The 14,957-nt window shown below is 69.9% G+C and carries 15 protein-coding genes and 1 pseudogene; 8 read left to right on the top strand and 8 right to left on the bottom strand.

The genetic code is table 11. The features are described 5' to 3' along the window. Nucleotides 1-197: 197 nt before the first annotated feature. Nucleotides 198-1,208 carry a hypothetical protein gene (locus tag D7147_RS08740; RefSeq protein ID WP_120675562.1) on the bottom strand — a complete coding sequence of 337 codons (1,011 nt, stop codon included), beginning with the start codon at nt 1,206-1,208 and terminating at the stop codon, nt 198-200. A 116-nt stretch (nt 1,209-1,324) separates the two neighbouring features. Here D7147_RS08740 and D7147_RS08745 point away from each other — a divergent pair, with 116 nt between their 5' ends. From D7147_RS08745 to D7147_RS08775, 7 genes and pseudogenes are all read left to right on the top strand, one after another. Beyond that, complete coding sequence (locus D7147_RS08745) at nt 1,325-1,981, top strand: TetR/AcrR family transcriptional regulator (RefSeq protein ID WP_120675564.1); 657 nt, start codon at nt 1,325-1,327, stop codon at nt 1,979-1,981. Nucleotides 1,982-1,993: 12 nt separating this feature from the next. After that, nucleotides 1,994-2,323, top strand: a pseudogene (locus D7147_RS08750) (MBL fold metallo-hydrolase); the annotation flags it as partial. Between the two features lie 214 nt (nt 2,324-2,537). Next, complete coding sequence (locus D7147_RS08755) at nt 2,538-3,110, top strand: hypothetical protein (protein WP_158609316.1); 573 nt, start codon at nt 2,538-2,540, stop codon at nt 3,108-3,110. Nucleotides 3,111-3,175: 65 nt separating this feature from the next. Next, a complete protein-coding gene (locus tag D7147_RS08760; protein ID WP_120675568.1) occupies nt 3,176-3,394 on the top strand; it encodes an e9imm peptide in 219 nt (72 codons plus the stop codon). Nucleotides 3,395-3,469: 75 nt separating this feature from the next. Then, the gene (locus tag D7147_RS33360) at nt 3,470-3,595 is read left to right on the top strand and encodes a hypothetical protein (RefSeq protein WP_267900757.1); all 126 of its coding nucleotides are present in this window, start codon (nt 3,470-3,472) and stop codon (nt 3,593-3,595) included. Between the two features lie 429 nt (nt 3,596-4,024). After that, nucleotides 4,025-6,664 carry a TIM-barrel domain-containing protein gene (locus D7147_RS08770; protein WP_233563037.1) on the top strand — a complete coding sequence of 880 codons (2,640 nt, stop codon included), beginning with the start codon at nt 4,025-4,027 and terminating at the stop codon, nt 6,662-6,664. Between the two features lie 323 nt (nt 6,665-6,987). Then, complete coding sequence (locus D7147_RS08775; RefSeq protein WP_120675574.1) at nt 6,988-7,194, top strand: hypothetical protein; 207 nt, start codon at nt 6,988-6,990, stop codon at nt 7,192-7,194. A 21-nt stretch (nt 7,195-7,215) separates the two neighbouring features. Here D7147_RS08775 and D7147_RS08780 read toward each other — a convergent pair whose 3' ends face one another. Genes D7147_RS08780 through D7147_RS08795 form a run of 4 tightly spaced genes read right to left on the bottom strand, consistent with a single transcriptional unit; the run spans nt 7,216 to nt 10,796 of the window. Then, a complete protein-coding gene (locus tag D7147_RS08780) occupies nt 7,216-7,839 on the bottom strand; it encodes a response regulator transcription factor (protein WP_120675576.1) in 624 nt (207 codons plus the stop codon). After that, a complete protein-coding gene (locus tag D7147_RS08785; RefSeq protein ID WP_120675577.1) occupies nt 7,836-9,029 on the bottom strand; it encodes a sensor histidine kinase in 1,194 nt (397 codons plus the stop codon). Before D7147_RS08785 ends, D7147_RS08780 begins: the two co-directional genes overlap by 4 nt. Nucleotides 9,030-9,057: 28 nt before the next feature. Beyond that, complete coding sequence (locus D7147_RS08790; protein WP_120675579.1) at nt 9,058-9,822, bottom strand: ABC transporter permease; 765 nt, start codon at nt 9,820-9,822, stop codon at nt 9,058-9,060. Then, on the bottom strand, nt 9,819-10,796 hold the full coding sequence (locus D7147_RS08795) for an ABC transporter ATP-binding protein (RefSeq protein WP_120675581.1): 978 nt from the start codon (nt 10,794-10,796) through the stop codon (nt 9,819-9,821). Before D7147_RS08795 ends, D7147_RS08790 begins: the two co-directional genes overlap by 4 nt. Before the next feature lie 228 nt (nt 10,797-11,024). Here D7147_RS08795 and D7147_RS08800 point away from each other — a divergent pair, with 228 nt between their 5' ends. Continuing rightward, nucleotides 11,025-12,119, top strand: coding sequence for a class I SAM-dependent methyltransferase (locus tag D7147_RS08800; RefSeq protein WP_233563038.1), 1,095 nt, complete (start codon nt 11,025-11,027; stop codon nt 12,117-12,119). Nucleotides 12,120-12,248: 129 nt separating this feature from the next. On the opposite strand, the gene D7147_RS08805 is transcribed toward D7147_RS08800, so the two are convergent. The 3 genes from D7147_RS08805 to D7147_RS08815 are packed head-to-tail and all read right to left on the bottom strand — an operon-like array spanning nt 12,249 to nt 14,698. Beyond that, on the bottom strand, nt 12,249-13,109 hold the full coding sequence (locus D7147_RS08805) for a hypothetical protein (RefSeq protein WP_120675583.1): 861 nt from the start codon (nt 13,107-13,109) through the stop codon (nt 12,249-12,251). A 1-nt stretch (nt 13,110) separates the two neighbouring features. Beyond that, the gene (locus tag D7147_RS08810; RefSeq protein WP_120675585.1) at nt 13,111-13,728 is read right to left on the bottom strand and encodes a SigE family RNA polymerase sigma factor; all 618 of its coding nucleotides are present in this window, start codon (nt 13,726-13,728) and stop codon (nt 13,111-13,113) included. 37 nt (nt 13,729-13,765) lie between these two features. Continuing rightward, nucleotides 13,766-14,698: a hypothetical protein gene (locus D7147_RS08815; RefSeq protein ID WP_120675587.1), complete on the bottom strand. Its 933-nt coding sequence runs from the start codon at nt 14,696-14,698 to the stop codon at nt 13,766-13,768. Nucleotides 14,699-14,957: the final 259 nt, after the last annotated feature.

Genomic DNA, 14,957 nt, shown 5'->3' on the forward strand with positions numbered 1-14,957 from the left:
GTTCGGCAGTGAGGCCTCGGAGGTTGGCCCCGTCAGTAACCCGCGCAGGTACAACACGCCGTTGGCCCGCAGGTCGCGGCGGCGGTAGACCGGTGCGAGGTCTGCGGTGAGTTCAGCGAATACCGCTTCCATCGGTTCGGGATCTGCACTGCGGCGCAGTGCAGATCCCGAACCGTGGTCACCGCGTGCAGGGCCTGTCACCTCTGATACCGCTGCGCCACTGCCGCGAAGGCGGCCTTGGGTTCCCATTCCATGTCGGGGTAGGTCTTCCCCCGGCGTCCTTCGAGGAGCTTGACGATGCCCAGGCCGGCCCGGTCCAGATCGTCCCTGGGGTCGCCGTTCGGGCGGTGCGGGTAGCCAGGCAAGGCGAACAAAAACACGAACGCGCTGTCTACGCCCTCGGTCTCGAAGATCTCCAGCAGTTCGCTCAAATATGCGGCCTGGCCGGCCTCGTCGCGTTCGTATATGCCGTTGAGCCGTACAGGGGCCTTGGTCTCTGGGTCGTGCTCGACCACTTCCAGCACCCGCCCACCTCGGTCTCCCGCGCCGCGGTAGGCCGCGGTGCCGAACCCGGTGATAGCGAGCGGCTTGGGGCCTTGGGCCAGGGTGCGCACCGCGTCCCGGAACCGGTCGGCGACCTCGGCGGAGCGGATCAGCTCGAACGTCACAATGTCGAAGGGAGTCCAGTCGACCTGCTCGAACTGGATGGATGCGTAGGTGAGCTTGCCCTGGAAGCGCTCGCGGATCGTGGCTGCGGCGTCGCGGAGGAATGTGTTGATGCGCACGCCGAGCTCGCGCATCGCTTCGGCCCGCCGCTCGGGTTGGCTCATCAGCTGATCGACCCGCTCCTCGGGGCTCTCTCCCGGCAGGAACCCGCGGTTCATCACGCTCAGCTCGACCCCTGCGACGAACACGACTGCGGCTCCCTGCTGCCGGAGCCGTTCCGCTCGCTCGGCGCAGTCGCGGAAGAACGTGAGGATCTTCTTCGGATCCAGCTCCAGCGGATAGGGCGAGAACCAGACCTCCAGGCCGAGCTCGGCGGCGGCACCGGCGGCCAGCTCCAGTCGGTCCGGGTCGCCGCCGATGATCTGGACCGCGTTGCAGTGCAGGTCGTCGCGGATGATGGCGAGCTCGCGCCGAACCACCGCGGGGTGGAAGTGCTCGCGGGATGTCTGGCCGTGTACGACGAATCCGGTGTCGTAGGTCATTCCTCTTGCTCGCATGGTGACGTCCTCTCTGCCGGTCTCGGTCGGGTCGAGAATCACAGGAAAAGTGCGTGCACGCAAGTTTGCGTGCACGCAGCCCAGTGTGGAACGCTGACGCCGTGACGACACCACCACCAGGGCTGCGGGAGCGGAAGAAACAGGCCACCCGCGAGGCGCTACGCGAGGCGGCCCTACGCCTGGCTGTGGAGCACGGACTGGACCAGGTGAGGGTCGAGGACATCGCCGAGGCGGCCGGGGTCTCGCCGCGCACCTACAACAACTACTTCGCCAGCCGCGAGCAGGCGATCGTCTCCGCTGTCACCGCTGACCGGGACGCGCGGATCGCGGCGGCGGTCGCGGCCCGGCCCGCAGGAATGCGCCTGGCTGACGCTGTCACCGAAGCAGTAGTCGAGCAGTACACGAACACCGGTGAGCACGAACATGAGGCACTGCTGCTGATCACCACCCGGCCCGCGCTGCGCAACGCGTTCCTCAATGCCACCGCCGATCTCGAGCCCCCTCTCGCGGCGGTGATCACCGACCGCCTGGGTAGCGTCGGAGCGCACACAGCCCGCGTTCTCGCGGCAAGCGTGGCCGCGGCGGTTCGCATCGCATTGGAAGGCTGGCTCCAGCCGACCGGGAACGCGGGGGCCGCCGGGAGTTCCGGCGCCAGCGGGCTGGTCGTGCCCTCCGGCTCACTGCCCGGCCAACTCCGCGCAGCACTGGCCCCGCTCGCGCCCGCCTTCGACGGCGCCGAGCGACGCACCCGGCCGTGAAGTCGACCCAACTTGACCGGGCAGGGTCTGCCCACCGTCTACGTCAGCGGCGACAACGCCTCACTCAACGTCGTAAGGGAGATCGCGGAACACTCCGGGCCGGTCGACACCGCCATCCTCTTCGCCGGCGCCCCCCGCTTCCCCGGCATTCTCTTCGACGGCGCGCTCATCGTTCTCGACAGCGCCCAGGCCGCCGAGGCCGCCGGGATTCTCGGCGCCCGCCAGGTGGTTCCCGTCCACTACGACAGCTGGGCCCACTTCACAGAGGGCCGCGAAGAACTCGTCGCCGCCTTCGCCGCGGCAGGGCTGGCTGACCGCCTGGACCTGGGTGACCCGCGCTGACCGTACGGCGGTGGTCGGTCTCCTGGCCGGCGCGGTCAGCCTCATCAGCGTGCACGCTCACACCGTCCCTCTGACGCGGGGCAGTCCAGCAGACGACATGCTGGTGCTCTGGCACGACCCCATCGATCTCGGGACCTGGGTGACAACCGTGGCAAGAAATTGGCCGGCGCCTAACATCTCGTGGGTGCCCGGTCGCTGGAGTCTCCCTCGTGCGGTGAACCGTCTTCATCGCGATGTTCTGGCGCCGATCGGGTTCGAGCGCCACGGCAACAGCTGCACGCGGACGGACAACGGACTCCTTCGGGAGATGCGGTTCTACACCCCTCGCTGGGGCGACCCCGCCACGAAGGGAATCCAGGTCTTCCTCAGCGTTCGGATCATGGGCCTGCCGGAGCCACTGGTGGAGTTTCGCCGCGAAGCGCTGTGGACTCACCTTGAGCCGATCCGCCAGCTCGACGAGTACCCGCGTCCCGCGTCTGAGGAGCCGTTGCCGACGGAGCTGGTGGACGACGTCGCCGGCCCGGGCGTCGCCTTCCTGCGTCACGCCGTAGAACTGCAAGGCTTCAGCAGGTGGGCGGCCGAGGTCCATGCCCAACAGGGGTCCTGGGGACCGTTCCGGCAGGTGTACCCGGGCGGCACCGCGCCCTTGCAGGCAGCCGCGTTCGCGGCGGCGATGGCAGGAGACAAGGCTCTGGCTCACCGCATCGCAGGAGCTGTGATTACGCAAGAAGGCAACCCACGCGAGGTGCGCGACTTCCGCTCAGAGCTGGAAAGGGTGGCCCCGTAGAGAGCAACCCTGGCGCGGCTCGGCGTCAGACGGGATGGCAGCTGGGCCACGTATTCTGCGTGGCTGTGGAGCTGGACGACCCGACGCGAAGCAGGGCGTTGGCCCTCGTTCGTGAACTGCGCAATCCTGTCATCCCCGAAGAGGAGACCGGCGCGCGAGTTGACGAGTTGGAACGCATCCTGCGTTGTCCACACGTCATCTTCCTCATGTTCTTCAGAGAACCCGAGTTGAGTGACGAGGAAGTAATCGAAGAAGCTCTCAAGTATCAGCCTTTTGCCCTCTAGGTGCTGGAGCAGCCGGGCTCGGCGACCAACTGGGTGACGACGGGCGCGGGCAGCGCCGGACGCCAGGGACTCCCGGTGGACCGTGCAGACAGCTACCTGCTCGACTGGACGAACCTCCGAACCACTCGCGGCCCCACCTCCGAACGGTGGGCGGCCATCCTCTACACCGACAAGCGGGCTTCGACACGACGACTCCTGTAAGGCATAGCGGCTGTCGACAGCAACGCGCTCGCCGGGTGCTCACGCCGAAGAAGTCACCGGGTCGACCCGAGTACAGCGTGCTGGGTCGGCAGGAGCGAGGCCGCGCAGCTCCGCTCGGCTTGCGGGTCGGCGGGTCGTCGAGGCGCCTGCCGGACGAGTGCGAGCGCGACGGAAGAGAGCAGGGACACCCTCCAAGATCCGTTGACAGGTGTTTCGGACTAGTGACAACGTTGTCATTGACCCATTTCCTCCATATACGACGAGGAGTGCAACTTGCTCTATCGGGGTCCACGCCGCCGCCGCGCGACAGCAGCCGCCGCGGCCGGCATTCTCATCACGGGGCTGACACTCGTTCCGTCCGCGACGGCCCAGGCCAGCCACAACCAGGCGAAGGACGGAGCCGTCCGGTCAGGGAACGCACGTTTCGAAGTGCTCTCCCCGACCCTGATCCGCACCGAATACCAGAAGGACGGCAAGTTCACCGACGCCGCCACGTTCAACGCCGTCGGGCGCGACGACTTCCCCCGTACGCGTTTCACGAAGCACGTCGACCACGGCTGGCTCACCATCGACACCGGCGCGATGACGTTGCGTTACCAGGTGAGCTCGGGCGCGTTCACCGCGGACAACCTCACCGTGCAGCTCAAGACCGGCAAGCAGGTCGTGCAGGCCCAGCCCTGGGCCGGCCGCGGTGCTCCGGACTGCGCCCTCGGCGCGCTCTGTGAGGCCGAAGCGCTGCAGCTCAGCGGCCCCGGCGTGGCAACCGACCACCGGGGATACACCGGGCGCGGGTTCGCGGCCGGTTTCACCTCCTCCGGCGACTCGGTCAAGTTCGCGCTCGACGCCCCGGCGGATGGCACGAAGCAGCTCACCGTCCGCTACGCCAACAGCGCCGGCGGTGACGGTCAGACCGTGGACCGCACCCTGACGGTCCAGGTCGACGGCGAGCCCGGCCGCACGCTGACGCTGCCGCCCAGCGCGAACTGGGACACCTGGGGCCTGGCCGGCGTGCCGGTCGACCTCACGGCGGGCCGGCACGAGATCAGCGTCCTGCGGGCTCCCAACGACTCCGGCAATGTGAACATCGACAGCCTCGCGGTGGTCAACCCGGGCGAACCGTTCCCGGCGCCGGCCGCACCCCAGCCACAGCCCCTGCCGTTCGGGACGCTCGGCGAGGCGGAGACCGGCGCGCTGACCGGCGGTGCGAAGCCCGCGAACGACCACAACGGCGCCTCCGGTACGGGCTTCCTCGCCGGCCTGGAGAGCACCAAGTCCGCCGCCGCGCTCACCGTGACGAACGTGCCGTCCGCCGGTGACTACCGGGTGCAGATCCGCTACGCCAACGGCCAAGCCGGCTCCCAGCCGAGCCAGACGCGCACCATGTCGGTCACGGCGGGAACCGCGGCACCGGTCACGGCGAGCCTTCCGCCGACCAGCGGATGGGACTACTGGAACACGATCTCCGTCCCGGTCCACCTCACCCGCGGCACCAACACCGTGACGCTGGGCTGCCCCACGGACGCCAGCTGCAACGTCAACGTGGACACGGTCGCCGTCACGAGCGCGAAGTCCCCGCTGCTCGCCCCGCACGCGCCGCTCGGCGGCTACCGCCGGGGCCTGGACGGGGTCTCCGGTTCCGCGCTCACCTCCGCGGGCCTGCTCTACCAGGACGGCTGGTACCTGCTCGACGACTCGGCTTCGGCCCTGCGCGACACCAAGCCCCGGCCCGCCGCCGAGCAGGACGGCTACGTCTCCGCGTACGGGCAGGACTACACCCGTGGCTTGAAAGAGCTGTCGACCCTGACCGGGCCCACGAAGCTGCTGCCGGAGTGGGCGTACGGGGTGTGGTGGTCCGAGTACTACGACCGCACCGCGACCGAGTTCCAGAACCTCGTGGCCCGGGCCAAGTCCGAGGGTGTGCCGATGGACGTGCTCGTCCTCGACACCGACATCAAGGCGCCGAACAAGTGGAGCGGCTGGAGCATCGACCCCACCCGGATCCCCGACCCAAAGGCGTTCTTCGACTGGGCCAAGAAGCAGGGTCTGCACACCGGCATCAACATCCACCCGAGCATCCTCGGCTCGGACCCGAAGTTCGCGCAGGCGCAGGCCACCGCGAAGGGCAAGCTGCAGCGCGTCGGCTGCAACGGCGGCGCCGACTGCTACGCGTTCGACTTCGGCGACCCGGATCAGCTCAAGGCGTACCTGCAGCTGCACGACGGGATGGTGCCGAAGGGCAGCAAGGGCCCGGACCTCTGGTGGATGGACTGGTGCTGCGACAACTCCAAGTCCTCCCTCGCCGGGGTGACCCCGGACGCCTGGATCAACCAGCAGTACGCCGACAAGACCGGTTTCGCCTTCTCCCGGGCGTACGGATCGTTGCAGGCCGGCGGCTACAGCAGCCCGACCCCGGTGCCGACCGGCCCGTGGGCCGACAAGCGCACCACGCTGCACTTCACCGGCGACACCGTCTCCAACTGGCAGACCCTGCAGATGCAGGTCGGCTACACGCCGGGCGAGTCGGCCGCGACCGGGCTGGCCGCGGTCAGCCACGACATCGGCGGGCACACCGGCGGCCTGCAGGAGCCAGGCAGCGAGCCGGGCAGCACGAAGCTGCCCGACGACCTCTACGCCCGGTGGGTCCAGTTCGGTACGTTCCAGCCGATCGACCGGCTGCACTCCAACCACAGCGACCGGCTGCCCTGGCAGTACGGCCCGGCGGCGGAGGCGTCGGCCAAGAAGTTCCTGAACCTGCGGGAGGAACTGCTGCCGTACACCTACGCCGCCGCCAAGGAGGCCACCCGCACGGGTACGCCCATCGTCCGCTCGATGTACCTGGCCTACCCGCATGAGCAGGCCGCGTACGCCACCGCCGGTTCCGAGTACCTCTACGGCCCGGACTACCTGGTGGCGCCGGTGACCACGCCCGGCAACACCGCCACGACGTCGGTGTGGTTCCCGCCGGGCAACAGTTGGACCGACATCTTCACCGGGAAGACGTATCGGGGCGGCACCACGCAGAACATCACCACCACGCTGGACACCATGCCGGTGTTCAAGAAGCACTGAGACGGTCAGTCCCAGACCGGTACCCACCGCTGCCGGCCCTCCGGGGGCCGACTTGCCGGACGGGTCCGGACGCCGGCCGGGTGGGGCAACCCACCCGGCCGGCGCGCTCAAGCATTCCAGCGGCCCGCGAACCGAAGACCCCGTCCGCTGCGACAGATCCGGAAACGGACGGCAGTATGCCCCGTCACGACTGCTCGTGACGTTTGTCATCGGAGCGGTGACAACTGCGCCTAACGACTTCCGGGCGGGTGCGGAACCGTGGACGCATGAGCGGATGGAGCGATGGACCACGGCAGCAGAGGGCTCCGCAGCGGAGCTTGGCGGTGGACTTGATGAGCGTCGGCCCGGCATCCACCCCGGCCCGGGAGGTGCTGTCCGCGATCGTGCAGATCGGGGCGGTTGCTCTCCTCGTCTTCGTCATCTTTCCCGACGGTCTTCGGGAGCTGTGGCGGTGGGCGCTGCTGGGCGCGACGGTGGTGTACTTCGTGTTCCGCGCCGCCGCCGGCCTACCGAAGTGGCGTCGGCGATAACCCTTTTCTGGGGGTGGCGCGCTAGATCCAGCCCTCACTCCACGCGACGCGCGCAGCCTGGACGCGGTTGGCGGCACCGAGTTTCGTCATAGCGGTGGAGATGTAGTTGCGCACCGTACCGGGGGCGAGATGGGTACGTTCGGCGATGACGCGGATGGTTGCGCCGTCGAGGGATTCGCGGAGCACATCGATCTCGCGTTCGGTGAGCGGGCAGTTGCTCTCCGACAGGGCGGCGGTAGCCACGGCACCGTCGACGTATCGACCTCCGGACGCGACGGACCGGAGGATGCTCGGGAGTTCTTTGACGGAGGTGGCCTTCGTGACGAACGCGGAGACCCCGGCGTCGAGGGCGCGGCGGAGTACCGCCGGGCGGGCATGGCGGGTCAGCAGCACGACCCGGGTGCCGGGGGCGATCAGCTGGATCTCGGCGGCGGCTTCGATGCCGTCCTGGGCCGGCATTTCGAGGTCGAGCACGGCCACATCGGGGCGGGCCTTCCGGACGAGTTCGACCGCCTCAGCGCCGGTGGCGGCGGTACCGAGCACGGTGATGCCGTCTTCGAGGGCGAGGAGCGTCATCACGGCCTCACGCAGCAGGAGTTCGTCATCGGCGAGGATGACGCGGATCGGCGTGCCCGGCTCGGTCATCGGGAACCTCCTCCGGTCATTGGTACCCAGGCGGTGAGCTCGGCTCCCGGACCCGAGACGAAGGTGCATTCACCACCGGCGTCCCGGTAGCGCTCGCGCAACATGGTCAACCCGGTACCACGGGTCCGAACGGCATGAGTAGCGGCGGGGCCGGAGTCCGTCACCGTCAGTACGATGCCATCGTTGCCGGCTCGTGCCTCGCATCTGACCTGAATGGTGCAGTCCCGGGTGCGCGAGTGTTTGAGGATGTTGGTGATTGCTTCGCGCACGGTCAGGCCGAACAGCCGGTCCGCCGTCTCGGGCAGGAAGTCGATACGGTCGACGTTCCGGGCGACCGTAATGCCGGCCGCTTCGAGCACGCGAGCCGCGTTGGTGAGTTCCTGATCGAGAGTGACGGCGCGGGTGTCGTGCACGACCCGGTGCAGTTCGTCCAGCGCATCGCCGGCGATGGCTTGTAGCCGCCGGGCGTGAGCTGCGGCCCCTGCGGTGTCTCCGGTCGCGATGAGTTTCGTGACGAGTTCCGCTTCGACCGTGATGAGGCCGAGATGCTGACCCTGGATGTCGTGGAGGTCGCCGGCGAGGCGCTTGCGTTCGGTCGCCACCGCACGATCGGCTTCGAGGGCGCGCAGGTCGTCGAGTTCGATCGCGAGGGTGTAGATCGAGTCCTGCCCGAGTAACCCGAAGGCCAGGAGTACGGCGACAGCCAGGCCGAGGGAGTCCCAGACTTCTCCGCTCCAAGCCGAGGTGAGCGCGGTGACAAGTCCGCAGCCCAGGGCGGCGGCGAACATGCGGGCGATACCGGACCAGAACGACCCGTCCGCGACTGCGCGCAGCGCCCACGCCAGCGGGATCACCGCAACACCCACGGCTCCTCCCGACGACGGTAGGAGGAGTATGACGACGAGCGCCGCGACCACGACAGCAACGCTCAACAGCGCACGGCGGCGCGGGGGAGCGAAGGGGCGGGTGAGGCGATGCCAGGGCGCGAAATCGACGGCGACGGCCAGTGCCCCACCCGCCGCGACGATCCCGGCGAAGAGCGCGACCAAGAACGCCAAGCCGGGTACTACCGAAGCCTCAAGAGCGAGCGCCACCACGGGCGCGGCGAACGAGGCCAGCGCGAGTGCGGCATGAGAAGCGTGCACGTAGGCGGCGATGCCGCGGAAGCGATCACGCTTCTGCCTACTCATACGCCCTCCCGTCGTCGTTGCCGTGCGTTCAGTGTCGGCGCTCCCATCGGAACGTGCGCCAGGCGAGCACCCCGAGCAGGACGATCCAGGCGGCCATGGTGCCGAGATCGGCGGCGGCCGCCTCGCTGGCGACACCGTCCAGGTGCCATCCTGCCGTCACCAGATGCGCGTTGGCCACGAGCGGCACCAGCCGCAGAGCCGTACCGCCTACGCCGTCACCGATCGACGGCAGCACCGCGACCGCACCCATCGTCGCGACGAACAGCGGCAGCATCGTCCATTGCGCCTTCTCCGGTGTTGCCGTGAACGCGCTCGTCACCACGCCGGCGAGTGCCGCGATCACCATCCCGGCGAGCGCCGACACGGCGACCAGTACCGCCGCATCGGGCGTGGGCGCGCCGAGCGCCACCAGCCCGACGAGCACCACGATGACCTGGAACGCTCCGACGAGAAGGGGCGGGGTGAGGAGGCCGGCCACGATCCCGAAGCTGGGCAGCGCGGTCGTGCGCAACCGTTTCAGCGCGAGGGTGTGCCGGCGTGCGGTGATCGTGTTCAGGGCGACGAAGTAGACGGTGATGCACTGGATCGCAACCACGTTGCGGCCCGCGACCTGCGCCCAGAGTTCGGAGATATCGGAGGTCTCGCCGATCGCGGTGATCGCGAGCAGCCCGGCGGGGAGCAGCAGCGTCAGGGCGAGCATGACGGGCTGTCTCAGGAACACCCGTAGTTCGGCGGCGATGAGGGATGCGACGAGCCGACCGGAGCTCTTGCGGTGGGTCGTGGTGGTCGTCATGAGTCGGCCCTACCGGCGGCGAGGGCGGGCATTTCGAAGAAGACCTCTTCCAGCGAGGCCGGGGCGCAACGAAGCTGCGCCAAGCGCAGAGCATGCGCGCGGGCCCAGTCCATGACGGCGGCGACATCGTCCTGCAACCGCGGAGTCTGGACGGTCACCGACCAGGTATCCGCTGAAGCGGAGGTGTCGACGCTGGGCGTCTGCGCGACGTCGCCGACGACGAGCGACCGCAGCTCGGCCAGCTCGGCCGACGACGCCGCAGAGATGAACGTGATGCGGGCGGGGATCGCCGCGAGTACGTCGGACATCGTGCCCTCGACCGCGATCCGCCCCTTGTCGAGGATCGTCACCGAGTCCGCGAGGTGCTGTGCCTCCTCCAAGTAGTGCGTCGTGAGGAGCACGGACGTACCACGGGTGTTGAGGTCGCGGATGATCGACCACATCGTGCGACGCGATTGCGGGTCCAGGCCCGTCGTCGGCTCGTCCAGCACCACCAGTTCCGGGTCGCCCCAGAGCGCCATCGCGAAGTCGAGGCGTCGCCTTTCCCCACCGGAGAGCACCGATACCGGTACCCGACGGCGGTGATCGAGTCCGACGAGTTCGAGGACGCGATTCACCGAGTCCTCACGTACGCTCACGCCTCGCCACAGCGAGAGCTGATCCGCGACCGTCATCTCATCCACGAGCCCGGACTCCTGGAGCATCGTGCCGGTGCGCCCGGCAACCTCGGCACGGTGCCGCCGAGGGTCGCGCCCGAACACCTTGATGCTGCCCGATGCGGGGCGCCGCAAGCCCTGGATCGTCTCCAGCAGAGTCGTCTTCCCCGCACCGTTCGTGCCGAGCAGTGCGTGAATGCGGCCGGCCCGCACCGACAGGCTGACGGTCTCGACGGCGACGAAATCGCGGTACGAACACGAGACTGCCTCGACTGCGACGACAGGCACCCGCTCGGGCAGCTGCTGGGAGAGCGACATGTTCCCAGGCTCCCGTGTCTACCGGAGCCCGAGTAGTCACGACCGTCATCGCCGGAATGACATTTGTCAGCTACGAAGCCAGCGGGGGTCGAGACGACCACGGGCCTTGCGGGTGGTGGCGCTGGCCGGGTTTGGTGAGCCGATCGCATCTGCGGTGCAAATCAACCGGATCGCATCGCAAGTGCCGTACGTCTAGCCCTGACGGTCTCGCAGCTGCATCATGATGAGATGAACGCGCGGATGGCGGCGGCTCACTGGGACACCATGACCAGCGAACAGCGGCACCGATGGAGCACCGTCCTCACCCACCTGGCCGCCGCCATCCCGGCCGGCTCGCCTGCCGTGCTCATCGACGGGCACGATCACCGCGCCGCGCTGCTGGCCGACCGGCTCACCGCTGTCCTGCGCAACGCCGGCCGCCGCTGTGTGCGGCTCACCGAGGCCACCTGCACGACCCACGCCGACGCCCGCAACGGCCGCGCCGCCGACACCGTGGTCATCGCCGACGGCTCCCGCTGGCGCGCCGACCACCCAGCCGATCGCTGGCAGCTGAGCATCTGGGTGCGCAGCGCCCCCACCCGGAGCAGCAACCGCCGCCCGGCTGACGACGCGGATATCGTCGTCGACCTGCACGACGCCACCTGGCCGGTCATCCAGCACCTCGACCGATGGGTCGCGCCCACCAACCTCTGGTACCGCACCGAAGCCCAAGCGTTCTTCGCCGCCCGCGCCGCGACCTGGGACACCAAATTCGGCGACGACCTGCCCGCCTACGCCGCCGCCATCGCCGAAGCCACCATCCCCAGCGGCGGGGTGGCCATCGACGTCGGCTGCGGCACCGGCCGCGCCCTGCCCGCCCTGCGTGACGCGGTCGGACCCACCGGCACCGTCGTCGGCGTCGACCTGACCCCGCAAATGCTCGACGTTGCCCGCGCACGCGCCACCACCGCCCACGCCGGCCTCGTCCTCGCCGACGCCCGCCGCCTGCCCCTCCCGGATACGGCCGCCGACGTGATCTTCGCCGCCGGTCTCATCACGCATCTACCCGACACCGGCGACGGCCTACGCGAACTCGCCCGCGTCACCCGACCCGGCGGCCGACTAGTCCTGTTCCACCCCTCCGGCCGCGCCGCGCTCGCCGCCCGCCACGGCCGGACCCTACGCCCCGACGAACCCCTCGCCGAAACCCCACTCCGCTTCGCCCTGCTCCGAACCGGCTGGTACCTCACCCACTACGACGACCCAGCACACCGGTTCCTCGCCATCGCCGCCCGCCAACAGCCTGGCCAACATCGGTCCCCGACCACGCCCCCTTCGTCGTGACAGGCGCCGCCCACGAGACGCGTGTCAGGCCGACAGGTCACGGCGGGTGATGCGGCGAGCGAAGGACGGGGTGAGTTGGCAGGCGGCCGCGGCGTGCCGGTCCGCTTGAGTCGGGACGCCGCGTCGCGATCAGCCTGGAGGCAGTTCGAGGTCGATCCGAGCGGTGTTGTCGGCCGGAGTGCGGTCCGCGGGGAAGGCCCCTCGGTCGTTGGCGCGCACGGTGACAGCGAGGCCGTCGAGGGTACGGGCTGTCGGGCCCGGCGCGATCTCCACTCGCAACCCGAAGCGGTACGAGCGGGACCCACCCGCCGGAATCTGCCGGTCCCCGGTGCAGAACATCGTCCTGGTGTCGTCGTCCTGCCCCTGGTTGAAGCAGCCACCGATGCCGCTGTCGCCGAAGTTGACCGTCGCCTCCACCGGCAGCACCACGATCATGTCGTTGGCGTCGTACGCCCGGTCGCCGGCGTTGGAGATGGTGAACGTCAACCACCCCGTGTAGGCGTCACCGGTCGGGTCGAGGGTGACCGACCCGGGGGAGCTGATCGACAGGTCGAGCCGGCGGGTGGAGGTCGCCGACGGTGGTGCCGCGGATCGGCCGCCGGATGGGGTGGCCGAGGCCGCCGACGGCGTCCCGGAGGCGGTGGCCGTAGGCGTCGGGCTGGTCGGCGTGGTCGGTGTAGCCGACGAACTCGGGGTCGGACCGGTCGGCGCGGTACTCGGGGTGGCCGGCGGGTTCTCGGTGGCGGGGGGTGACTCGTCGGTGGTCACGAGCGGCGGCTGGGTGACCGCATTGCCGGCGAGGCCGACCGCGACGGCGAGCAGGGCAACAGTGGCCGCGACGACCGGCGCCGCGACGCGGTTCCGCAACCGGCGGTACGCCCGCCGGCGGGGCTCATCTGGGTCGGGTTCGGCGGCCCGGCGCAGGCTGGCGGCGCGGAACTCGGCGAAGGCGCCGGCCAACCGGTCCGCGCTCTGGTCTCGGTCGTCCACGTCAGTTCACCGTCCTCTCCGTCGACCCGCCCGCGGGCGTCCGTCTGCCGCCCGGTCGGCCGGCTTCGCCGTCGGCGAGGCCGGCCGCCAGCGCCGTACGAGCACGGTGCAACCAGGACTTGACCGTCCCCGGCGCCACACCGCAGTCCTCGGCGATCTCGTTGACCGTGAGCTCGGCCAGGTAGAACAGGACCACCGCGCGCCGCTGGCTGGCGGGGAGCGCGCCCAGCGCGGCGGTCAGCGCCACCCGATCGGGCTCCGGCCCGGCCACGACATCCAGCCGCTGCCGCTGGTGGAACAGCCAGGCGGTGCGTAGCCGGCGCCAGCGGCTGGCTGCGGCGTTCCAAGCCACTCGCCGTACCCAGGCCACCGGGTCGTCGTAGCGGGCGATCCGCTCCCAGCGTGGCCACGCCCGGCTGAACGCCTCCTGCACCAGGTCCTGGGCCTCGCTCATGTCTCCGACGAACGCGTAGAGCTGCACCACCAGGCTCTGGAAATTGTGCCGGTAGATCTCGTCGAAGCGGGGGCCGGTCTCGTCGGAGGCGGTCCGGGCGGCAGTGTGCGGCTCGGATGCGGTCCGCGGGGCCGGCGGGGCGGGAACGCGCGGCCGTGAATCCATGATCCACGGCCGCGCCTGCCCTTTCGTCATAGAGGTGTCAGGCCGCGTCGACGGCACGGACGCCGAAGCTGGCGGTGTTGTCGGCGGGCGACACGTCGACGAGCTCGTCGCCCCAACCGAAGAGGGCGAACAGCCGCACCGAACCGGTGCCAAGGTCCCCGGGCGCGACCTCCGCGGGTGCCCGGAGCAGCAGCGTGAGCGCCCGCTCCTCGCCCTGCATGAACGCCCCGCCGGCCACCCCGCAGACCCCGGCGCAGCCCTCCTCCGGTTCGATCCCGGCGACCTCCACGCCGGCGGGCAACGTCGGCTCCAGCCAGTACATGTCGTGCGCGGCGTCGCCGGCGGAGCGCACCGTGATCGGCAGCCGGCCGGCCCAGCTCCCGTCCTCCTGCCGGGTCAGGGTCGCGGAGCCGACGGTCAGCGAGGCGTCGGTCCGGGTGTCCCACTGGTACGGCTGCGGGTTGCGCAGCGAACCCGTGGCGGAGCGGAACCGCGTGTCGAACGAGGCGGTGTCGTTCGCGGGGTTCGCGTCCCCGGCGTCCACCGTCACCCGGCCGCCCGCGGCCGACATGGCGTGGGCCCGGGGCGCGGTGAGGACCCGGAAATCGACAGTGAACCGGCGCCGCTCGCCGGGCTGGAGGTCGCCGCCCGGCACGATGCAGGAGATCGTACGCAGCGGCGTCGGGCTGATGGTGATACACGCTTCGCTGGGCACCAGCCCGGCGAACGCCCCCGGCACCGGCTCGGTGAGGGTCAGCTCGAGGTAGGAGGCCTCCGCTCCCCGGTAGTTGACGGTCACCGGCAGGCTGCCGGTGTAGCCCCGGTCGGTCGGGTTCAATACCAGCCGGCCGACCGAGACCGACGTGTCGTGCGCGGCGGCGGCGTGCGCGGCGGGGGTGGCCACGCCGGTCAGCGCGAGCCCCGCCCCGAGAACGCCGGCGACGAGCCGGCGGGTGGTGGTCCTGGTCATGTTGGAGCCTCCGATTCCCCGTTTGTCCGTCGGCGGCGCTCGCCGTCGACGGTGTCACGGGCAAGACACTCGTTGACCCCCCGACCGGTTGCGAACGGATGTGACCGATAAGTGTCGGCTAGCCGACAGTCGCCGGCGGCTGGTGGTGGCACTACCGGTGAGGTTTTCCGACGGGCCGCTGGACGGTCCAGTCGATGGCGGGCGTGCCGTTGTGCGCGCCCGCTCCAGCACGAAGGCCCAGACAGGACGCAGTCCAGGT

The sequence above is a fragment of the Micromonospora musae genome, from assembly GCF_003626545.1.
GTDB lineage: Bacteria > Actinomycetota > Actinomycetes > Mycobacteriales > Micromonosporaceae > Micromonospora > Micromonospora musae.

Coding starts and splice junctions, on each gene's coding strand:
- D7147_RS08795 (WP_120675581.1), bottom strand. CDS start 10,796: ATGTCGCTCTCCCAGCAGCTGCCCGAGCGGGTGCCTGTCGTCGCAGTC.
- D7147_RS08790 (WP_120675579.1), bottom strand. CDS start 9,822: ATGACGACCACCACGACCCACCGCAAGAGCTCCGGTCGGCTCGTCGCA.
- D7147_RS08810 (WP_120675585.1), bottom strand. CDS start 13,728: ATGGATTCACGGCCGCGCGTTCCCGCCCCGCCGGCCCCGCGGACCGCA.
- D7147_RS08780 (WP_120675576.1), bottom strand. CDS start 7,839: ATGACCGAGCCGGGCACGCCGATCCGCGTCATCCTCGCCGATGACGAA.
- D7147_RS08785 (WP_120675577.1), bottom strand. CDS start 9,029: ATGAGTAGGCAGAAGCGTGATCGCTTCCGCGGCATCGCCGCCTACGTG.
- D7147_RS08800 (WP_233563038.1), top strand. CDS start 11,025: ATGAACGCGCGGATGGCGGCGGCTCACTGGGACACCATGACCAGCGAA.
- D7147_RS08815 (WP_120675587.1), bottom strand. CDS start 14,698: ATGACCAGGACCACCACCCGCCGGCTCGTCGCCGGCGTTCTCGGGGCG.
- D7147_RS08740 (WP_120675562.1), bottom strand. CDS start 1,208: ATGACCTACGACACCGGATTCGTCGTACACGGCCAGACATCCCGCGAG.